20 protein-coding genes are annotated in these 20,186 nt (G+C 48.8%); 5 read left to right on the top strand and 15 right to left on the bottom strand.

Features of this window, described 5'->3' with window-relative positions; all coding sequences use genetic code 11:
* The first annotated feature begins 73 nt into the window (after nt 1–73).
* Both SPK40_RS14655 and SPK40_RS14650 read left to right on the top strand, forming a co-directional pair.
* Complete coding sequence (locus SPK40_RS14655) at nt 74–679, top strand: LysE family translocator (RefSeq protein WP_248142910.1); 606 nt, start codon at nt 74–76, stop codon at nt 677–679.
* 14 nt (nt 680–693) lie between these two features.
* Nucleotides 694–1,476, top strand: a complete 783-nt coding sequence (locus SPK40_RS14650; RefSeq protein ID WP_330960944.1) for a hypothetical protein — start codon at nt 694–696, stop codon at nt 1,474–1,476.
* A gap of 88 nt (nt 1,477–1,564) precedes the next feature.
* Here SPK40_RS14650 and SPK40_RS14645 read toward each other — a convergent pair whose 3' ends face one another.
* Complete coding sequence (locus SPK40_RS14645) at nt 1,565–1,882, bottom strand: chaperone modulator CbpM (protein ID WP_248142912.1); 318 nt, start codon at nt 1,880–1,882, stop codon at nt 1,565–1,567.
* Nucleotides 1,879–2,964, bottom strand: a complete 1,086-nt coding sequence (locus tag SPK40_RS14640; RefSeq protein WP_330960943.1) for a DnaJ C-terminal domain-containing protein — start codon at nt 2,962–2,964, stop codon at nt 1,879–1,881. Before SPK40_RS14640 ends, SPK40_RS14645 begins: the two co-directional genes overlap by 4 nt.
* A gap of 106 nt (nt 2,965–3,070) precedes the next feature.
* Here SPK40_RS14640 and SPK40_RS14635 point away from each other — a divergent pair, with 106 nt between their 5' ends.
* On the top strand, nt 3,071–4,912 hold the full coding sequence (locus SPK40_RS14635) for an MFS transporter (protein ID WP_330960942.1): 1,842 nt from the start codon (nt 3,071–3,073) through the stop codon (nt 4,910–4,912).
* Nucleotides 4,913–5,064: 152 nt separating this feature from the next.
* Here SPK40_RS14635 and SPK40_RS14630 read toward each other — a convergent pair whose 3' ends face one another.
* The gene (locus SPK40_RS14630; protein WP_330960941.1) at nt 5,065–6,537 is read right to left on the bottom strand and encodes a PepSY-associated TM helix domain-containing protein; all 1,473 of its coding nucleotides are present in this window, start codon (nt 6,535–6,537) and stop codon (nt 5,065–5,067) included.
* A 105-nt stretch (nt 6,538–6,642) separates the two neighbouring features.
* On the bottom strand, nt 6,643–7,014 hold the full coding sequence (locus tag SPK40_RS14625) for a hypothetical protein (RefSeq protein ID WP_330960940.1): 372 nt from the start codon (nt 7,012–7,014) through the stop codon (nt 6,643–6,645).
* A 1,123-nt stretch (nt 7,015–8,137) separates the two neighbouring features.
* On the opposite strand from SPK40_RS14625, the gene SPK40_RS14620 reads away from it, so the two are divergent.
* Entirely contained in the window at nt 8,138–8,551 is a 414-nt protein-coding gene (locus SPK40_RS14620; RefSeq protein ID WP_248142917.1) for an aegerolysin family protein, read from the top strand.
* A gap of 72 nt (nt 8,552–8,623) precedes the next feature.
* Here the strand turns inward: SPK40_RS14620 and SPK40_RS14615 are convergent, their stop codons facing one another.
* From SPK40_RS14615 to SPK40_RS14575, 9 genes are all read right to left on the bottom strand, one after another.
* A complete protein-coding gene (locus SPK40_RS14615; RefSeq protein ID WP_330960939.1) occupies nt 8,624–9,859 on the bottom strand; it encodes a His-Xaa-Ser system-associated MauG-like protein in 1,236 nt (411 codons plus the stop codon).
* A complete protein-coding gene (locus tag SPK40_RS14610) occupies nt 9,860–10,216 on the bottom strand; it encodes a TIGR03982 family His-Xaa-Ser system protein (protein ID WP_330960938.1) in 357 nt (118 codons plus the stop codon).
* Complete coding sequence (gene hxsA / locus SPK40_RS14605) at nt 10,213–10,746, bottom strand: His-Xaa-Ser repeat protein HxsA (RefSeq protein ID WP_330960937.1); 534 nt, start codon at nt 10,744–10,746, stop codon at nt 10,213–10,215. The genes SPK40_RS14610 and hxsA overlap by 4 nt, the downstream gene beginning before the upstream one ends.
* Nucleotides 10,743–11,861, bottom strand: a complete 1,119-nt coding sequence (gene hxsC, locus SPK40_RS14600; RefSeq protein WP_330960936.1) for a His-Xaa-Ser system radical SAM maturase HxsC — start codon at nt 11,859–11,861, stop codon at nt 10,743–10,745. Before hxsC ends, hxsA begins: the two co-directional genes overlap by 4 nt.
* Complete coding sequence (hxsB, locus tag SPK40_RS14595; protein ID WP_330960935.1) at nt 11,854–13,251, bottom strand: His-Xaa-Ser system radical SAM maturase HxsB; 1,398 nt, start codon at nt 13,249–13,251, stop codon at nt 11,854–11,856. Before hxsB ends, hxsC begins: the two co-directional genes overlap by 8 nt.
* Nucleotides 13,248–13,523: a His-Xaa-Ser system protein HxsD gene (gene hxsD, locus SPK40_RS14590; protein WP_248142922.1), complete on the bottom strand. Its 276-nt coding sequence runs from the start codon at nt 13,521–13,523 to the stop codon at nt 13,248–13,250. The genes hxsB and hxsD overlap by 4 nt, the downstream gene beginning before the upstream one ends.
* Before the next feature lie 482 nt (nt 13,524–14,005).
* A complete protein-coding gene (locus SPK40_RS14585; protein WP_330960934.1) occupies nt 14,006–15,247 on the bottom strand; it encodes an RtcB family protein in 1,242 nt (413 codons plus the stop codon).
* Between the two features lie 204 nt (nt 15,248–15,451).
* On the bottom strand, nt 15,452–16,339 hold the full coding sequence (locus SPK40_RS14580; RefSeq protein WP_330960933.1) for a DMT family transporter: 888 nt from the start codon (nt 16,337–16,339) through the stop codon (nt 15,452–15,454).
* A 116-nt stretch (nt 16,340–16,455) separates the two neighbouring features.
* On the bottom strand, nt 16,456–16,956 hold the full coding sequence (locus tag SPK40_RS14575; RefSeq protein WP_330960932.1) for a GNAT family N-acetyltransferase: 501 nt from the start codon (nt 16,954–16,956) through the stop codon (nt 16,456–16,458).
* Nucleotides 16,957–17,102: 146 nt separating this feature from the next.
* On the opposite strand from SPK40_RS14575, the gene SPK40_RS14570 reads away from it, so the two are divergent.
* Nucleotides 17,103–18,125, top strand: coding sequence for a GlxA family transcriptional regulator (locus SPK40_RS14570; protein ID WP_330960931.1), 1,023 nt, complete (start codon nt 17,103–17,105; stop codon nt 18,123–18,125).
* On the opposite strand, the gene SPK40_RS14565 is transcribed toward SPK40_RS14570, so the two are convergent.
* Nucleotides 18,106–18,969: a dienelactone hydrolase family protein gene (locus SPK40_RS14565; protein WP_330960930.1), complete on the bottom strand. Its 864-nt coding sequence runs from the start codon at nt 18,967–18,969 to the stop codon at nt 18,106–18,108. The genes SPK40_RS14570 and SPK40_RS14565 overlap by 20 nt on opposite strands.
* Entirely contained in the window at nt 18,966–20,180 is a 1,215-nt protein-coding gene (locus SPK40_RS14560) for a trans-sulfuration enzyme family protein (protein WP_330960929.1), read from the bottom strand. Before SPK40_RS14560 ends, SPK40_RS14565 begins: the two co-directional genes overlap by 4 nt.
* Nucleotides 20,181–20,186 lie beyond the last annotated feature (6 nt).

The raw sequence follows: 20,186 nt of genomic DNA, 5'->3' as shown, positions 1-20,186 counted from the left end.
TGCCAACCCGTTATGCATTCACAGTATCGCTGAGAGACATTCGCTGACAACCGAACCCAAGGAGCGCTCTCACATGGATTACCTCTACGCGATGATACTGTTCGCCGTTTCATCCTCTGTCACCCCGGGCCCGAACAACATCATGGTGATGACTTCGGGTCTGAATTTCGGCGTCAGAAAGAGTCTGCCGTTGCTGAGCGGCATTTGTATGGGCTTTGCCATCATGCTGTTGCTGGTTGGCGTGGGGTTCGGACAGCTGTTCGAACTGTTCCCCAGCCTGCATTTCATCATTAAATGTTTAGGTGTGTTGTACTTACTGTATCTCGCCTGGCTGATTGCCCGTTCCGGCGACATTGGATCATCAGATGCGCAGGCAAAACCGATGGGCTTCATGAAAGGCGCCCTCTTTCAATGGATTAACGCCAAAGCCTGGGTGGTCGCAACCGGGGCCATCGCCGCATTTACCACCGTGGGTGCCGACTTCCACAACCAGAACATGATGCTCGCAATCACGTTTCTGGTGGTGTCTTTTCCCTGTGTCGGCGTGTGGTTGATGTTCGGATCCCTGCTGAAAAAAGCGCTGACCCAGGCAAAATACCGCCAGTGGTTTAATTACACCATGTCAGGGCTTCTTGTCGTTTCAGTTTTACCTGTCATTCGGGAAATCCTGAATCATTAAGAGGCCGTGCGCTCATGACAGAACTCACGCAAATGGGTCATGCGCAGGTCTTTCTGAAAGAGACCCGCGGCGTGCCCTATATCGAAAAAAGCAACGCGACAGATGTCGAGATGCATTTTTACCGCAACATCGCGCCTCAACTGACCATGCTGGGCGTACATACCCCACGGCTCTATCATTGCGACACGAAAAATCACGTGCTGCATCTTGAATACATCCCGACGCCAGTCACACTGGAAGCGTTGCATGAGGATCCACGCTGTTTTCAACAGTTAGCCGCGATTCACCACTTTTCACGGCATTCAGATCATCCCAGATGCGCTCACCAATGGACAGAACAACACACCATTCAGGCCCTGAACCATCTGCAACTGTCGGGCAATGCAGAAGCACATCTGCACCAGCTCAGAGAACAGTCCGAAGGGCTGTTTTATCCGCATGCCTGCCTGTCGGGTGACAGTAACGCTGGCAACTGGGGAATTCGGGACAACGGTGACCTGGTGTTATTCGACTGGGAACGGTTCGGCGAAGGCAGCCCGGCCATTGATCTTGCACCCCTGGTCAAAGGCATGGGCGATCGGATGTCTTATCAAGCCATCGCAGATCGCTATCTGGCGCATTCGTCTCTGTTACCGAAACAGACCCTGCTCCGACACCTCATTCTGGCGAAAGCCTGGATCGTGGTCGACGTGGTCAATATTCTGAAAGACAGAAACAAACCCGATACTGAGACCTATCTCAACTGGTTCCGACAGGTGTTTCCTGCATGGCTCAAAACGCACAGCAGTTACCTCTGACTTCACGACTGAACACCAGATATCAAAAAGCCCCCGGTCGGAGACTTTGAATTGCAACGATCAGCATCTGCAATCGGATCAGAGTGAGTTATTCTCGGCGTTCCAACTGACGCCGCAATCGCTCGATTTCATCCAACAGATCAAGCGCCACAGCAATGCCAGCCACATTCAACCCTAAATCTTGCTGCATGCGACCAGCGCGCAGTGCCCGGCGCAGGTTGACGGTTGCAAATCGCCAGTGAATGGGCCGATCTCCCTCAGGGTCGAGGACGCCTTCTTCAACGAGTGTGATAACCCATTCAGCAGGCTGGTCACAGGCCCGGCAAAACTCAGCCATACTCAGCGTTGGCTCATGCTCTGAAATCACAGTAATGCTCAGCTGATCTGAAGTAACTTTCTTCTTCATGACTCAAAACCAAATTGGCTGCGGGGGTTAAAGGACATCAGCTCCTGCATCTGACGGTACAGTGCTTTTTCCTGCTCAGTTTCCACCTTCGGTTGGACAATATTCAGGGTGATCAACATATCCCCGGGGGTGGTTCCGGGAAGGCCCCGTCCGCGAAGCCGGAGTGTTTTTTCAGAATCTGAATTGGCCGGCACCTTCACCTCAATAGGCCCCGTGGGAGACGGTATCTTTATTTTAGCGCCCAGGGCCGCCTCCCATGGCGTGACCGGAAGCGTCATGCACAGATTTTTCTGTTCGAGACGATAGAGCGCATGCGGACGAAAACTGACTTCGAGATAAAGATCGCCTGCTTCACCGCCTGAGTGACCTGGCATGCCCTTTCCGCGGAGACGAATGTGCTGGCCTTCTCTGACGCCTTTGGGGATTTTTAAATTCACCGTCTGAGGTTGCGTGCCGTCCATTCGAGATGACGGCAGGGTGAGTGAACGCACCGCGCCATGAAAGCTGTCTTCAATATCAATCAGCACCTGAGCGTGTATATCTTCGCCCTTAGCCTTGAAATGCGGGTTTGCGCCGTGAGCCCTGTGAGCGCGCTGTGCCCGATCGGGCCGGTGACCAAAGTGACTGCCAAACAGCGATTCAAAAAAATCAGAAAACGCACCTGCATCGCCCCGGGTGAAGCTGTCACCGGAAAACTGAAACTCACGCTCCCAGTCTGGCGGCACATCAAAGCTCTCCCCGGTATGCCAGTCTTTGCCCAGCTGATCATAAGCAGCCCGCTTCTGGGGATCTTTAAGCACTTCGTAAGCTTCTTTGGCCTGAATAAATTTCTGGTGAGCATCCGTTTCCTTCGACACATCCGGATGAAATTTCCGCGCACTTTTTTTATAAGCACGTTTGATATCCGCCTGCGTCGCATCGCGGGGAATCCCAAGAATGGCGTAATAATCACGATATTCCATAACACCACGATCCAGGCTGAGAATTGAAATGGGCTCTCCGAGCTGTTCGCCATACGCTTTACCAGCAAACAGCTTTAACTTGCGGTTCGGCGCGACAGGAGCCCATATCAGTATAGGCAAGTGAAAAAAACATGGGTTTCAATGGAAAGACTGCACACTTGATTATGCTTAGAAGCAATCATGAGATGTTCATTCATTATTGTCCGGCATCGGAGGAGACGACATTTTGTCCATTACCGCGACACTACAACCGCTGATACTCCTGATCATCAGCTCTTTAATCCTGATGACAGGTCATGGATTGAGCGGCATTCTGCTGCCTGTTCGACTCGCAACCGACAACATCAGCCTGCCCGTCTCCGGCTTCATTTTATCCATGTACTCCTTCGGATTCCTGCTCGGGGCAACGGTTGCCAAACGCATCCTGAAACAGATTGGCCAGGTGCGCACCTTTGCCATGTGTGGCAGCCTGACAGCCACCGCGATTTTGCTGATGGGATTGCGTGATGACATGTTCATCTGGGCATTGATGCGTGGCCTGATGGGATTCTGTATTGCCTGTGCCTGCGTGACCCTGGACTCCTGGTTCGGCAGTGTTTCTACGGAAGAAAACCGCGGACGGATACTGGGTATCAATCAGGTCGTGATCTTATCTGCAATCACCCTGGGCCAGTTTGCCCTGCTCATCGCGCCCCCAACCGAGAGCACCCTGTTTGTCCTGTGCGGCATCCTGTTCAGCCTGTCGATTACACCGCTGGTGTTTGTATCTCATTACGAACCCAGCATTGAGCAGACCCCGCACCTCCCGCTACGACAACTGTTTGCCTTGTCCCCTCTGGGGGTGGTCACCGGATTTTTATGCGGCATGCTCTACTCATCGATGGTCAACTTGCTGCCCTTGTATGCGAGCAGTGAACACATCACCGGACTCAGGCTCTCCCTGTTCATGGGCGCCGCGATGGTGGGTGGCATAGTGCTGCAATTTCCCATCGGCTATTTATCCGATCGGTTCGAGCGCAGAAAAGTGATTCTGGGCTGCTGCCTGCTCCTGTCACTGACGACCATTGCTTTGCCGGTGACCGTCACAACAGGGCAATTTGGCGCCATGCTTATCTGCAGTGCATTCACCATGGGGATCATCGCCTGCCTCTATCCGCTCAGTATCTCAGAGACCTTCGACCAGGCTCAGAAAGGACAACTGCTTTCCGTGCTGTCCGGGCTGCTCGGTATCTATGCCGCAGGTGCAATGATCGCGCCCTATACCGCGACCGTGGCAATGCAGCATCAGGGAGAAGTAGCGGTATTCGGATTCATGCTGGCCATAGAGCTGCTCCTGATCGGCTTTACCCTGTACCGGATGAGAGTCGCGCCCCCTATTGCGGTGGAAGCGCAAGAAACCTTTGTGATGCACACCCCCAATATGATCTATGAAGAGCTGGATCCGCGAACAGCATACCGGGAAACATCCCCAGACTTCGAACACGCTATGAGTAAATTCGAAAAACTGGCTGCCGAACATCCGAACAATGCCATTGCTTTTGTCCGCGCGATATCGGCAGCCCATCCGGACTGGGCAGCCATGCTGGCAGAAAAAGCCGCTCAGTTCCCTGATATTGATACGGTGCTGCTGTTTCGTGCGCTGACCATGCTCAATTCTGAGCTGGCCGTTGATATCGCCAGCCGTCTTGCTCAGGGAACACCGGAACAGGCCGAAGCTCTGGTGGACTGGCTACTCGACAAAGAGCCCGAGAATGCTTTAACCCTGCTGGCGAATATTGCCTTCATCGCGCAAGAGCAACAGGCAAAAGTTGTCGACGCCCTTGCCCAGAGCAGCCCGGAAAAAATACAGGCATTCAGCCAGGAATATGTCGACTCAATGACTGAAAATCTCGCGAGCCTGCGCGCCCCGGACCGGGAAGAAGTCAATATCGAACACTGTGTCACGGGATTGCTGGATTCCGTCACAGCCGCCGCCCCCGAGCAGATGAAACAAGTCGCAGCCATCGTCGACGAAGGTGTGGGTGACTGGATGACGGAACAAAATGAATCCGAAACAAAAAAGGAATAAGCCCGGGTCGGGGCGGGCCGAGTCTTGATGGCAGTGGAACCGTCTGAAACAGAAACACACCGATCCTAAATTCTGGGCTGGGCTGGACTGGGCACAGACTAGTAAAAAGCCTCCGGACGGAGGCTTTATCAATCGCCAAAGATGACCAGCCGTTAACTGAAAAATCGGGCCAGCGTCGGTACCCGGGTCAGGACCAGACGGTCAGCCAGCAACACCGTCACCATCGCGATACCCGCCAGCGGGAAACACACTCCCAGCACAGCAATCACGACCGTCGCGCCCTTCCACAAGGCCATATTTTTCGGTGCCGGCGGTGCGGAAAGCACTACTTTTCCTTTCGGACGGCGCAGCCACCACATCACCACCCCACTGACACTGATCAGAATAAAGGACAGGCAAAGCACGGTATTCACCGCTTTGTTCCAGCCGCCAAAATCGCCCTCGTGTAACGCAATCCCCCAGGCCATCGCTTTCGCCATGGGCGAATACTGACTGTATTTGATGTCCGCCAGCACTTTGCCTGTGTACTGGTCGATGTGCAGGGTGCGATCCTGCGTTGCATCCGTGGTGTCATTCCCCATGGTGCTTTGCAGAATGCTGTAGGAACCCAGCTCTCCTTTGGGCAGATTCACCCGAAAGGCGGTGAAACCCTGCTGCTTAGCAAACGCCACCACGGAATCCAGATTCACCTTGCCCTGAATTCCTGTTTTTTGAATCTCCGTGCCCTGAATCTGTGCTGGAGCCTCATGATGCCCTGCATGCGAACCGGACATCGGTTGTGATACCGGCATCGCTGTCTGTTCCAGATTCCACGGCACTTCTTTCAGATTGCCATGGTTCATCTCAGCATGTTTGACATCGGACAAAGGCACATCCCCAAAGACACCGGTCGGGAACGTGTTCCACGCCTGCACCATTTTACTGCCCCAGACACCGGACCAGGACAGACCGGACAGCAAAAACAGCAACAGAAACACCGCCGTGACCACGCCCAGATTGGCATGGAGGTCGCGCCAGAACGTGCGTTTTCCGCTCGCCAGACGAACCCGGAACATCCCGGCTTGACTGGCATGGTCCCGCGGCCACCACAGGTAGGCACCACTGACAATCAGGATCACAGCAAAACTGGCCGCCAGTTCAATCAGGCGATCGCCAGCATCTCCCATCAGCAGCGTGCCATGGATCGACTCTGCCCACGCAGACAGGTTGTTATCCCGGTCCAGACTGCCCAGCACCGCTGCGGTGTAAGGATTGACGGTCACAAAAAGTCCCTGTCCTTCAGCGGTGACTACCGCAAAACGACTGGCATCTTCGGGTTGTTTCGGCATCAGATATTGCTTGATGGTGGCATCGGGATACGCCTGCTGAACGGCGTTGAACTGCTGCGAGACAGAGACTGACTCACCCGCCGGTTCCACAAAAAGGAGGTCTTTCAAACGGATTTGATCGAGAGATCCGGCATACATCATCATCAGGCCGGTCACCGCCAGCATGATTAAAAAAGGCACCACATACAGGCCCGCATAAAAGTGCCAGCGCCAGGCCGTCATATACCAGGCCCGCTGTTCCGTGCACTGTTTTGGCAGCTGATCCTGCTGCGATATTGAATGGTTCTGATGTTTCATGGTCTTCCTTCCGGTGCGCAAATCACGCGCACAAACAAAAAGCCGCTGTCCGCAGACAGAGGCATCAATATGATTTCTTACGATTCTGAGAAATGCAGAGACGGTTTACGCGCGGGCGAAAACCGGTAACGCCAGCGGCGGCGCACGGGAAGGAAGAAGAAAGTAGTCCCACTGGCGTGGCGAGAACTGATAGGCGCTGAGCGGGTGTTCGCGAAGTTGAGTGCCCAGGCCCAGCCATCGGTCATCAGTATGAGCCAGGCTGAACATTCCGATGGGACAGTGCCCCTGAGGATCATGCTTAAGCTGATCCTTGCCATCGGCCAGTTTGACCAGTTTGAAACCACCGAGTGTACAAAGGCTTGCCCAGGTGCCGGCCGGTTGGTTATGAGCATTCACCACCGGCATCGCAACGATCAATAGCCAGCTCAACAGGCTGGCGATGATCATCATTCTGTGCAGTGAATTCCCTGGGCGCATTCGTTTCAGTATCCTTGGTTGCGCGAGCATACTAGTGCTTTGCGCATGGATTCACAAGATCATTGATAAGGGTATTGATTAAGATAGGGTTGGTATGTCGCGCTTGCGTTCAGTGCACATCTCAACATTTTCTCATGCGCGCCAGATACGCTTTGCTGGCACAAAGAGTAACCAGAAATGCCTTTTGTTCTCTGGTGTCGGCCGGGCCGCTTGTAGACGCTCCCGGCGTCGACAACCTAAAAATTCATCCATGAATTTTTCCCTGGGATTGAGATCAATTTTACTTCGCAAGAAATTGGCTACCGCAATCCCGTGTTGGTAATCAATCCAGATGATGGATGCAATCATTCAGATGGTATTGGTATGTCGCACTTGCGTTCAGTGCACATCTCAACATTTTCTCATGCGCGCCAGATACGCTTTGCTGGCACAAAGAGTAACCAGAAATGCCTTTTGTTCTCTGGTGTCGGCCGGGCCGCTTGTAGACGCTCCCGGCGTCGACAACCTAAAAATTCATCCATGAATTTTTCCCTGGGATTGGGGTTCATTTTTACTTCGCAAGAAAATGGCTACCGCAACCCCGTGTAAGGCAATCCCATGTAAGTAAGAATTCCAGATGATGGATGCAATCATTCAGATGGTGTTGGTATGTCGCACTTGCATTCAGTGTAAATCTCAACATCTTTGATGCGCGCCAGATACGCTTTGCTGGCACAAAGAGTAACCAGAAATGCCTTTTGTTCTCTGGTGTCGGCCGGGCCGCTTGTAGACGCTCCCGGCGTCGACAACCTAAAATTTCATCCATGAATTTTTCCCCTGGGAAAGTGGAAAAGTTTAGCGTTGAATTCGTTATCTCAATCTACTTCTGTCAAGAATTCTAAATACTTTGATTGTTCTTGAGCGAGAAAAAATGAGTGAGCTGTGACAGCCAATGTGTAAATAAGCTCGTGACGAATTACCCGAATTTTATCCCAAAATCACAGTTCACAAACATGCTGTTGTTTCTTGATTTTCCTGTACTAACTTTACGCTGACTCGCTTAGATTCATCGCCAGTCAGTGCTTCTGAGATGTCAGCGATACCTCTAGGCTCTTCACTCAATTGCAATTTAAGGAGCTCTTCAATGGCTTACGCACAATGGGTCAGCTATACCGTCATCGCAGATAATTGCACCCTGCAAGTGAAAAACGCACAACACAGCTGGGGCAAATTCTATTTATACGACAATAAAGATCATGAGCTTTCCCCAGAGGAAGTGGATGGTCAGATTGTCGAGATTGGTCAGGAAGGTTTTAACATCGTCAGCTCTTGCGGTCGTTCTGACGCGTCTTCAGGCACACAAGGTTCTTTCGACCTGTACGACGGTTCGACAAAAGTTGTCACTTTAGTGTGGGATTGTCCGTGGGGCAGTAAATCGAACAGCTGGTCTCAAACGTCTCAGAACCGCAACTATGTTGTCTCTGTGACTGGTGGCTCGATGAATTCAGGCGCCATTGGTGTATTGACTGTAGAAGTCATTAAAAAACACGTCGGCTAACAACGTAGGCAGTGCGGGATTATCATCCGCACTGCTTATTTCTTTAATAAAATACATTTAATAATCATTAACTCACAACGCTTGCAGAAACTCTATTAAGTCTTTCAACTCAGATTCATCAATCCTTATCCATCGAAGCAAATCACTTCTACTTGCAAATGACTCGTTATTTTTAAGTATCATATTTTCTGAAACCTCGGAATTTCTAAAATAAAAAATTGGGCTAATATGATATTTTACAACGCCTTCTAACGTAGAAAAAATTCCATTATGTCCATAAGGTTCAGTCTGAGAAACGCTAACTAATGAAGGGGTTCTAAACTTATATCTGTCCTTGGTATCTAAAGTAACCATAGCTCGACCGAGATCTTGTCCAAACATATGAGGGCCTTGTAGTCCTTGTGGAATACCAATCGAATGAAAAGACATGTCGCTCATTAAATCACCAGAATGACAAGAAGCACATCGTGCTTTTCCATAAAATAGCAAAGCACCTCTTTTTTGTCTCAAAGATAAAGCGGATGTTTTTCCTAAAATATACTTCTCCCAAGCAGACTGCTGACAAAGATCTTGAGTTTTTTTCCTAATGAAGCTAGCTAATGCATTACCGACTGTAGGTAACGTCAAATCTTCTTTAGGCATTCCTATATTTTTTAGAGCATTTAATAATTTTAATACATCTTTATCATCGATTTCTTTCAACCTTTCCTGAATAAAAATGTTCTGTGCAGCAACTTTATCGTGATAATACTGATTTTCAACTAGTTCTACATGGCGGTTAGAATCATACAGTTTACTCGTCCCTAAAAATTCATCACGAGCAAGCAAAGGCAAAACAGAGGCGACAGACAATGCAGAGTCAAAGCCCATTGAGAATCCTTCACCTATAGGAGAGTAAATCTCGTTATCTACTCTCTGAACTTTTCCGTCCCAAAAAAAAGTAGTAAATCGATTATCACCTCGCGCAAATACAGTAAATGCATTCCTTGGAACCACAGCCCCTCCACTCGCTAAACGCTCGGAACCTTCTCCTTTACCACCAACTCCAATAGCCAGTGAAAGACCATCAGCCAATGCTTTGTTGTCAATGTGACAATTGGCACAAGCCGTATCTTTATCACCGCTTAATACGGGACGTTCAAATATAACTTCACCAATCGATGCTAATGGAGAAAACTTGGTTAATTTATTTTTATCGCAAACATTTCCTTTAAGCTGAAATGCATCAATAGCAACCTTAAGTGAATCATCAATATTTAAAGCATTAGCCTGAAAAGCTACAAAAAGTAAAAAATACCACGCTCTCATTTACCGCTCCCTAAACCTATGCTGTTCTGTTAACGCCTCAATTGAACGTTGATGCAATTCTATTGCTTCCAAACCAAGATATTCCAAAACAGGTTCTGGTACTCGCAATGACAACATAATTTTTCTTGTTTTATCATACTCGTGACAGGCCATTAGATGAACTTTCGTGGTTTTTTCTAATTTTTCTGAACCTACTTGCTCAATGTACCAAGTTTCATCCATAGCTAAAGAACATTCAGCCGTTTGAACCATAAACTGCTTCTTATAATAGAAATATGCAGATACAGGTGCTATAAAATTAATTCCTAGCCATACTATACAGAAGACAGTGATAACCAAGATAAACATATGTTTCATCGAGCTAATATTCCCAACGAGTTAAGGGTCTGGGCATCGAGAGTCTGAGACACTGGGATATTGTTAGCACGACGATAAGCATTTAATGCTACACGAGTTTGGCTGCCCATTATTCCGTCAATGTTTCCTTTGTAGTAACCGTTAGTATAAAGCGCAAACTGAACCCTAAGAATTAAATCCTTTCGCTTTGCTTGATCTGTGGATGTCACTGTAGATGATTTTACAGGTGGATTAGAATAACTCGGTTTTACTGGCTCACTTAAAGGCTGAGAATTATATTTTTTTGTAGGAATTTGGTAAGTGCCTCCAGAAGAAGAACGGTGAGAACTATGACTTCTGTGACTACTATGGCTTCTGTGCGCTGCAATATATAACGGAATCTCTTCGTTGAGCGGAGCTAAAACAATACTGTCTAAAGAAAGCTCATCATTAATGTTATAGTCATTATTTGTTATTCCACTTGCTTCAGCACTAGAATTCATTGCAAAAAAACCTGGAAGCAATGCAGCTAAATTAAATTTTCTTTTCATATTATTCTCCTAGGGTTTTGATGATACTTTCCTCTGGACGAAGAAAAATACCCACCGCAGCTATTTTTCAACTGACATAGTGAGCATTCATCAGGATAATAATTTTTCCAGTCTGATATTGATTTCACTGCATAAGACCTCAAACTATCAGGCAAATGACAAAGAGGGAAGTTAAACAATGTAGGGTTTAGACCCATAATATCTGCGGATAGCACTCCCTCCTTAAGTTTTTCAACATACTGCTCTGTGTCGCATTGTAATTTGAGCCAATTTCTTTTCGCCCACCCTGTAGCCTCTAAGTTCATTATTGAGAGCTGCACTACTGATGAGAAAACTCTACTAATAAACTCAACAACCATTGGTAACTCAAATGCATTCAGTTGAGTTGGAATAAAACGAACTTCCATCCCAATCCCTGAATTACCAGCATTCACCATCCCTAAAACTGTTTCAGAATAAGCACCACTTGCGCCAACCAATCCATCATGAACACTAGGTTTTACTGAATATAAAGGAACTCCAAATGTAATCTGCATTTGACGTGAACGTATAGCTATTTGCTTAGTGAATGATAAATCAGAAAATGCACGTCCATTAGTTAGAATGTGTAACTTTGTTTTAGGGGCGTGTTTCGCGATAAATTCCAAGAAATTCAAAAATTCATTTCCATATAAAAGCGGCTCACCTCCACTAATTCCGACTTCGCCATCAAAATCAAATGCAGCTAATGCTTGTGCGCTGTAAGTTAATAGCCAATCGTCTCGTTCTTCCCGGGGTGGTTGAGAACAAAACAAACAGCGATTGTTGCATCGCTCTGTCACCAATAAAGTATTGTGATTTGCCCGTCTAGATAGAATGACTCTCAATTGTCCAAACTTATTAATAGTGACGATATCGCCATCTTCTACGGAGTTGTACAAGGAATTATTCGTTATTACACCAACAAAATTATCAGATAGCTGTTCTGAAATTATTTTCTTATCATCGACCAATAAAATCTGTTCTAAAAATCTCGTCTCAATTATCCGTTCTGATTTACGAAGTTGATAATATCCTGATTGTGTAAAATCATCATCATTCAGTGAAAAGGTATCAGGTCTAAGCACATCACTCATACATCCACTCCCTCATCATCAAACCAATACCATCATTCTTATAAAGATGCCGGAGTATTAAAGTAAACATAGCTTTATGGTATTGGCAGAAACGCGAAAGACTTTTGTCTCCTATCGGCTCACCAAAAATGCTAATATTTTGACAGGGGTCAGATCCGCAATAAGGTTGATAAGCACATGAAGAACAACCAGGATGTATTGATGAAAAGGATTGTGACAGCACTCGTTGATACAATTCGTTTGTTGTAAATTTAGGGGTTTCAATAGTCCCTAAAGAAAAGTCCATATTAGGATTAGATTTTTGAAGCATCCTAGCTTCATCACTCCCGTAAATACGGCCATCATAATTATAGAGAATGCTATTCAATATCAGTCCACTAGGTGATTTTAAGTCAGCGTATCCATTATAACCCGCGCTTAGTACCCTTTTTATGTGTATCAATGCAGAATGCTCAATTATCTTTTCTCCAACACGATATTTCTTATACAAGACATACAGAAGCTTTTCATAAAATGCTATGTAATCTTGAATTTTATAATTTGATTCTATTTCGGGTTGAGCAAAACCGTAAGGACTTATTGGTCTGATAAACATATCTGACAAACCAAGTGAAATGTGAGCTTCAACAATATCTTCTGGATTGCTAAGCAATTTATTTGTTACTGTTGTTACTGTTGCGATGCGGTTATTCCCAATTTGACGCTGAATTTTCTCAATTCCCTTTTTAACTAGTTCAAATGAATTCCCATTTTTTAGCAACCTGTTAGCGTTATGAACAAACTGACTACCATCAAGAGATGTTGAAAAGTGAACAGACTTGTCCTTCCCCCAAATCAACACATCATCACTCAAAAGCGATAAGCTTGTTGCTATTACAAATTCAAATTGATTAACACCAAGTATATCCGATGCTTCAGCATATATTCGCTGAACGAGATCGAACCTTAGCAGAGGTTCCCCTCCCTGAATTTCTAACTTATAAGGTGGGGAAGAAAGTGACTTTATTTGTTTCATTATTAACGGAATCAGGCGTTCATCTAAATCATAATTACTTGCATTAATAGATGCTCGACTAACTTGGCAATATCGGCATGTATGATCGCATCTTAATGTAGGCACAATCATAAATATTGGATTGAATCGTAGTGCATTCATCAATCGTTTTGAAATACCAGAAGCCAATGCACTACTTGCTACCATATTATATTCAGGGTCAGTTATGAAAAGTTTCCGCTCAAGTGAATCATCTTTAATACGACAACCTGTAGAATTTTCACAAATAAGATTCTCTAATTCTTTTCTACTAAGGTATTCATAAAACCCCGATTGATTACTCAAAAAAGCCAAATCTTTATCAATAAACTCGAAGTTAAAAGGAAGAATATTCATTGTGATAGCTTCCTCTCAACTGACTGAAGTACTGCGCGAGAAATTGCATCTAAATGAACACCCGTTTTACCAGAAATCTTTTCCCTGAGCACATAGTCATTTATAAGCCGTTCAAATTCAAACAGAACTGATTCGTCCTCTGAAGAGAATGTAATTAACCACTCTTCATTTTCTTCATTTAATTTCCAATGAGTTAAAGGGGACATCCAATATAAAGAACTTCTTACAACCATTTCTGAGAAACTGTCTTTTTTCAATCTACGTATCACCACGATTGCACCTTTTTATTAACATTTACCAAAATTTAAAACTTCCATTAATAGTGAAAATTAGAAAATGGTAATATCACGATTTTTGAACTGTTTTCTAAAAAACGTATGAGGGAATTGTGAATTTCAGCCTAATTATCCCCAACCCCAGGGGAAAAATTCAGGACGAATTTTTAGGTTGTCGGCGCAGGGAGCGCCTGCAACCGGCCCGGACACCACCAAAAAATCAAAAGGCATTCCTGGATACGCTTTGGGCCAACAAAGCCTATCTGGCGGGCATCAGAAAATGCTGAAGGACATTCCGAATTGAAAGCGCGACATGCAGCGTCTCCCAAAGACTGCATTCCACGCTACCGCCGAAGCGTCCAAACGAGCCCCCTGAAACCTTACTGTCATCAATGCTAGAACAGGGTTTCAGGGTGACTGCATTCAATCCGTCACAGTGTGACTTCAAGCTACAAATGGTTGCGACTGCATTGTTTTGATTAGCCTTTCACACAGACGATCTGCTTGAGGGTGTGCACCACTTCGACCAGATCTTTCTGGGCGGCCATGACGCAATCAATATCTTTATAGGCCATGGGAATTTCGTCGATCACGCCTGCATCTTTGCGGCATTCCACGCCTTGGGTCGCCGCGACCTGATCGGCGATGTTGTACACCTTCTTGGCTTGTGTCCGGGACATCACGCGGCCTGCGCCGTGGCTGCAGCTGTTGAAGCTGTCGGCATTGCCCAGCCCGCGGACAATGAAGGATTTGGCGCCCATACTGCCCGGAATGATCCCCATCTCCCCTTTCTGAGCGCGCACGGCGCCTTTTCGGGTGACATAGCAATCTTTCCCGAAGTGATGTTCCCGCGAGACGTAGTTGTGATGACAGTTCACCGCCAGTTCAGCCGCAGAGAAATGCACACCCAGTGCCTGTTTCAGCGCGCTGATGGCGTTCATCATCATGATTTCCCGGTTCTTACGGGCGTAATCCTGCGCCCATTCGACGGCTTCGACATAATCGTCAAAGTATCGGCTGCCTTCTTTTAAGTAGGCTAAGTCCTGATCCGGCAAGTGGATCTGATGTCGGGTCATTTCTTGCTTTGCCAGTTCGATGAAATAAGTTCCGATACGGTTACCAACGCCGCGGCTGCCGGAGTGCAGCATGATCCAGACGCTGTCGTACTCATCTAAACACAGCTCCAGAAAGTGGTTCCCTGTGCCCATGGTGCCCAGATGATGAACGTTGTTGGTTTTGCGGATCGCCGGGTGTTTTTCACAGATGCGTTCAAACCGGCTTTGCAGGGTCAGCCACTCACTGGCGACTCGATCAGGAATTTTGTCCCACGCACCGATATCTTTTCGTCCGCGTCCGATGGTGCGGCCATGCGGTACCGCGGCTTCAAAAGCACTGCGCACGCCTTTTAAGTTATCGGGCAAATCGCTGGCCTTCAGGCTGGTTTTGGCTGCCACCATGCCGCAACCGATATCGACACCTACTGCCGCCGGGATCACCGCGTTCACGGAAGGAATCACACTGCCAATGGTGGCGCCTTTGCCCAGGTGAACATCCGGCATCACCGCAATATGGTGATGCACGATATCCATGGCCGCAATGTGCTTCAGCTGTTCCTGCGCCTTGGGGTCAAAAGGCACGCCCCGGGTCCAGGATTGAATCGGCACATGCCCTTTGCTGGTCAGGGTGTCGTACTGCTTTTCGTGTTTCCCATTGTGTTTCATGGTTTCGTTCCTTCTGCTCTGTGCGAGCAACAACAGGGGCGGAATCAATTCGAGCAGCTTGCGCAAAACGATATCTCACCCGATCCCACTTTAGAAATTATCGTACTGATCTCATCTGACGGTCTGGGCTTTCAAGGACGGAAAAACAAAAAAGGCAGCGTTTCCGCTGCCTGAAAATAAGAAAAGGTTTAGATTCGATTTGACTTAAGCCGCCACCAGCTTGCTACGGCGCGCTTTCAGTTTAAGCTGCGCAACCGCAACACCACAGAGCACCATGGCGCCTCCGATCAGATGCACCGCTTCCAGCTGTTCGTTCAGTGTGATGCTTGCGATGGTTGCGGTAATCACCGGCATCAGGTTCATGAACATCGCCGTTTTGTCTGCACCCAGCATTTTGATGGCTTTCATCCAGCACCAGGGCGCAACCACGGAAGCCGGAATTGCAGCAAACATAATCAGTGGCAGCGACTCGCTGGTGACTGAAATCCGCTGGCTGATAAACAGCATCGGCATCAGGAACAACACGGCAAACACGCCCTGAACATACACCGACTGCCAGTTACTCAGCGGCATGTCCCAGTGCTTGAGCAGCACGCAGTACAGCGCATACACAAAGGCCGCCAGCAACAGCAAGCCATCCCCCTGATTGATCCCCTGCGCCATCAAGCGGGCCGGATCCCCGTGGCTGAGCATCAGCACTAAACCGCCCAGCGAGAACACCGCGCCGATCACCGCCATAGGCGACAACTTTTGCTTCAGAATCGGCACGCTCAGGAACATGCTCATCAACGGCACCAGCGAGGTGATCAGCGCCATATTGGTGGCGGTTGTTGTCGAAGCAGCAAAATAGCCCAGCGACTGGTTGAGTACCATGCCCAGCAAGGCCAGAAATGCCAGTTTGGACAAATAAGGTCTGATGCTGGCCCAGTGACGAATCACAGATTTCAGGACAAAAGGGGTCAGTGCCAGCATGGCAAAAAACCAGCGATAAAATGCGATCGCTCCCGGATCGATTACGCTGTGAGAAAGTTTGTTTACAATGGCATTCCCTGCCCAAATTGAAACGGTCAATAAGGGTAATAAGTAGATCATGCGCTGCCTTAGATTAAGCTCGTAGAAAAATACGCTGAACGTATGTATTCATTGTCTCAGGACAGCTTAGAAATACATATCTCTAATCGGACATCCGACCCTTACTGTCGGACATATCAGCCAACCAAGGGTGATAACTCAAAGCACAAAAAGTTTGTCTGGGTTTCTTCATTAAAATAGTGCTTCAGCAAACGTCCCCCGTTCCGCTCGATCACCTGACGGGAAAAGATGTTTTCCGCATCACAGGTAATACGCACAGGTGCTTTGATCACATGCCTGCAAACCCATTGCAGCATCTGACTGGCCACTCCCTGACGCCTGGCGTTCGGCTGGGTTTCATACCCGATATGGCCCAGAATATTCTCGACACGTTCATTCGTACCGGTCCTGACCCGGATCGTTCCCAGAATTTCGCCATCCCGGATGCAGAAATAGGTGGTTACAGGTACCCAGCCTTCAGGCAAATTTCGCCCCTCTGCATAATCGACCCAGTTTCTGAAATACGCTTCCGGTGCATCCGCAGCGGACTGATAGTGTTTGATGCCACTTTCGGCACACGCTTTCACATAAGGAACATACATCTGCTCATGCCGCATGGCTGCCTGGACGATTTCCATCCTTTCTCCTTTTCAATCCGCTTTATTCTGAATAAAATCAGTCAACTACCGTCCTTAATCTAACATACTCATTTTATTGCACTAGCCTCTGAGACAAAGGGGGTGATACATTGAGTGAAGACTTAATTTCAAGGGACTCAGTGGCAATGGATACTGCCAACCTCAATGAATCACCGAGAGATATTTATTTCCTGCTGACGCCGGAAGTGCACCTGCTCGATCTGGCGGGCCCCTGTCAGGCATTCCACGAAGCCATGAACTACGGCATGAAGCTGAACTTACATTTCATTGGCGATCAGTCTTCTTTCAGCAGCTTTCAGGGATTAACCATTGGCGGTATTCAGCCGCTGCCACCTGCCTTGCCGGACCATGCCATCGTCATCGTCTGTGCTTCGAAGTATCACAAAGCGATCTATCAGAATCAGGCCAGTCAGACCTGTATTGAATGGCTCCGGCGGATGCCGAAAGACAACACGCGCATTCTGGGGATTTGTACCGGCGCTTTCCTGCTCGGACTGGCCGGATGGCTGGATGAGCGGGAATGCACAACCCATCACAAACTGACGCAGGCGCTTTCAGATCAATTCCCGGCGGCCAAGGTGATTCCGGAACGTATTTTTGTCCGCGACGACCAGATTTACACCACGGCAGGTGTCACGGCCGGGATCGATCTGGCGCTCCAGCTCATTGAAGAACTGAACGGCAGTCCGTTGGCTCTCGAGGTGGCACGTGAACTGGTAGTCTACCGGCGCAGAATGGCCAATGACCCGCAAATTTCCCAGCAATTGTGTTACCGCAGCCACATCTCACCTCTGGTGCATTCCATTCAGGATTACCTGCAAGCCCGGTTAAACGAGAAACTGACATTAACTGATATTGCCGAGGTGTTCCGGGTTTCTTCCCGCCATATGCAGCGGGAATTTAAAAATGCCACCGGCGTGACGATTCGGGACTATCTGGTTGAACTCCGGCTGGAAGAAGCGAAAAGCTATCTGGAACACGGTGAAACCGTTGAAGTGGCAGCGTTCAAATCCGGCTTTCCGCAGGCCAGTTCTCTTCGGGCGGCCTGGAAGAAAAAGTATCAGTCCCTGCCAAAAGAATCCGCCGCTAAGGGGCACGCGGCGGCCGAAAGTACAGGGAGATACCTGTTTAGTCGCTCAACCGACTGACAAAAAACTGAGATGCCAGTTGGAGTGCATGCTGGGTTGCTTCCGGGTTATAGCGGATCGGCACATTACCGCCCTTCCCTCTGAAAGCGTACGGATCAAAGAAAAGGCTGTCGGCTCTGGGCAGTTCAAAGGCATGGGTAGCCCCGGCCAGCGTTTCCAGTGTCACCCGGGACTGACTGTCGGTGGGTAATTGCTGCACCAGATGCTCACAATCGTCCGGCCCATCATATTTATCCTCGACGCCGGACAGAATCATCAGCTGGCGGCCTGCCGCAATCCGGGTAAACGGATACCCCGGTACCTTGTTATACGCCCAGCAGACCGGATAATTCGCGACCATTGCTTTGAGTGGCGCGGTCTGTTGTTCTCCGGCCATCAGCATGGCGACGACCCCACCCCAGGAAAACCCGATCAGGCCGATATGGTCGGCATCAATATCCTGACGTGATTTCAGATAATCAATCGCCGCATAAACATCCGGCAACGTGTCTTTGACATGCTTGGGCCGGGAGAGACCGCCGTCCAGACCGCGGGCCGCCCACATATCGATTTCCAGTGTTGCAAGTCCCCGACTGCTCAGCGCCTGACTGTAAAGTGTCCCGCGCTCATCCACGCCACCGGAACCATGCACGATAATCACCGCCGGCACCGGCGCCTGAATCCCTGCCGGTCTGGTAAAACGGGCGGCGATGGTCAGCGGTGCCGTGGTCCCGGAGACTGACGGGAATGCGACATAGTTCTGTTTCAGTACAGTTTGCGGATCCAGTTTCGGTCCGGCATTGACAAGATTCGCAGCCAGCAGACCGGCGATCCAAAACGAGGTGTATAAAATACGGTTCATCATGACTGCAATACCACTTCCTTGGGTAACAGGTCTTTTGAGGATTGCTGATTCTGAGAGGCGGCCAGTGCCTGTTGCAGATCGGCGATGATATCTTCACTGGCTTCCAGCCCGACACATATCCTGACGAGTCCGCCACAGATCCCGTATTGTGCTTTCTCTTCAGACGAATAGCGGCAGTGCGTTGTCGATGCAGGATGCGTGACCATCGACTTGGTATCGCCGATGTTGGTACAGCGCGACACCAGCTGCAAAGCATCGATACATCGCCAGGCTGCTTCCTGTCCGCCATCGACCACAAAACTCAGGACCGGACTGTGTCCGCTTTGCTGTCTGGCGATCACCGTGGCCTGCGGATGATCGTCACTGAATGTGGCGAAGACCTGCCGCACACAAGACTGCTCGCGCAACCATGCCGCCACCGTTCTGGCATTTTGCTCATGCAGCGTCATTCTGGCTTTCAGAGTATCCAGCCCATGACTGAGGACCCAGGCAGTGAATGCATTCATGCAGGTGCCAGAGCTGCGCAGATAGCCTTTCAGCGGCTGAATCATCGCTTTGCGTCCCGCAATCACACCGCCGACGGTCCGGCCCTGCCCGTCAATGAATTTCCCGGTTGAATGCAGTACCAGATCCGCGCCATGGGCCAGTGGACGCTGGTTCACCGGAGACAGCAACGTATTGTCCACCACCAACAGGGCATCATGATGCTTCGCCAGGGTGGACAGCCAGGATAAATCCGCCACCTTCAGCAAGGGATTGGTGGGCGATTCCACCAAAATCATCCGGGTATTCAGCTGCATCGCATCCTGCCAGGCATGCGGGTCATCCAAATCCACACAGGTAGCCGTAATACCGAACTGTCCGAAATACTGTCGGAACAGATGCGTCGTGGTGCCGAAAATACCGCTCGCCAGCAGGACATGATCGCCCTGTTTGAGAAACGTGATTGCCAGTGCCAGATAGGCAGCCATACCCGAGGCAAAGGCAACCGCAGCTTCTGCATTTTCCAGGGATGCTAGCTTCTGTTCAAAATATTCCACGGATGGATTCGTAAACCGGCTGTAAATGTTGCCTTCTGTGACCCCATTGAACCGGTCACTGGCTTCCTGCGCGGAGTTAAAATCATATGCCGACGTCATGGCAATGGCAGCGGCATGCGAATCTTCCAGCGACGGAAAACCCATGTGAATTGCTCGGGTGGTTTGTTCCATGCGTAA

It is taken from the genome of Photobacterium sp. 53610 (assembly GCF_036409375.1).
Lineage (GTDB): Bacteria > Pseudomonadota > Gammaproteobacteria > Enterobacterales > Vibrionaceae > Photobacterium.
Note: the sequence above shows the minus strand (reverse complement) of the source record. Positions and strands in the feature narration are given on the sequence as shown.

Excerpts from the sequence above, each read along its gene's own strand:
- SPK40_RS14655 (WP_248142910.1), top strand. The coding sequence starts at position 74 with ATGGATTACCTCTACGCGATGATACTGTTCGCCGTTTCATCCTCTGTC.
- SPK40_RS14650 (WP_330960944.1), top strand. The coding sequence starts at position 694 with ATGACAGAACTCACGCAAATGGGTCATGCGCAGGTCTTTCTGAAAGAG.
- SPK40_RS14645 (WP_248142912.1), bottom strand. The coding sequence starts at position 1,882 with ATGAAGAAGAAAGTTACTTCAGATCAGCTGAGCATTACTGTGATTTCA.
- SPK40_RS14630 (WP_330960941.1), bottom strand. The coding sequence starts at position 6,537 with ATGAAACATCAGAACCATTCAATATCGCAGCAGGATCAGCTGCCAAAA.
- SPK40_RS14625 (WP_330960940.1), bottom strand. The coding sequence starts at position 7,014 with ATGCGCCCAGGGAATTCACTGCACAGAATGATGATCATCGCCAGCCTG.
- SPK40_RS14620 (WP_248142917.1), top strand. The coding sequence starts at position 8,138 with ATGGCTTACGCACAATGGGTCAGCTATACCGTCATCGCAGATAATTGC.
- SPK40_RS14615 (WP_330960939.1), bottom strand. The coding sequence starts at position 9,859 with ATGAGAGCGTGGTATTTTTTACTTTTTGTAGCTTTTCAGGCTAATGCT.
- SPK40_RS14610 (WP_330960938.1), bottom strand. The coding sequence starts at position 10,216 with ATGAAACATATGTTTATCTTGGTTATCACTGTCTTCTGTATAGTATGG.
- hxsA (WP_330960937.1), bottom strand. The coding sequence starts at position 10,746 with ATGAAAAGAAAATTTAATTTAGCTGCATTGCTTCCAGGTTTTTTTGCA.
- hxsC (WP_330960936.1), bottom strand. The coding sequence starts at position 11,861 with ATGAGTGATGTGCTTAGACCTGATACCTTTTCACTGAATGATGATGAT.
- hxsB (WP_330960935.1), bottom strand. The coding sequence starts at position 13,251 with ATGAATATTCTTCCTTTTAACTTCGAGTTTATTGATAAAGATTTGGCT.
- SPK40_RS14585 (WP_330960934.1), bottom strand. The coding sequence starts at position 15,247 with ATGAAACACAATGGGAAACACGAAAAGCAGTACGACACCCTGACCAGC.
- SPK40_RS14580 (WP_330960933.1), bottom strand. The coding sequence starts at position 16,339 with ATGATCTACTTATTACCCTTATTGACCGTTTCAATTTGGGCAGGGAAT.
- SPK40_RS14575 (WP_330960932.1), bottom strand. The coding sequence starts at position 16,956 with ATGGAAATCGTCCAGGCAGCCATGCGGCATGAGCAGATGTATGTTCCT.
- SPK40_RS14570 (WP_330960931.1), top strand. The coding sequence starts at position 17,103 with ATGGATACTGCCAACCTCAATGAATCACCGAGAGATATTTATTTCCTG.
- SPK40_RS14565 (WP_330960930.1), bottom strand. The coding sequence starts at position 18,969 with ATGATGAACCGTATTTTATACACCTCGTTTTGGATCGCCGGTCTGCTG.
- SPK40_RS14560 (WP_330960929.1), bottom strand. The coding sequence starts at position 20,180 with ATGGAACAAACCACCCGAGCAATTCACATGGGTTTTCCGTCGCTGGAA.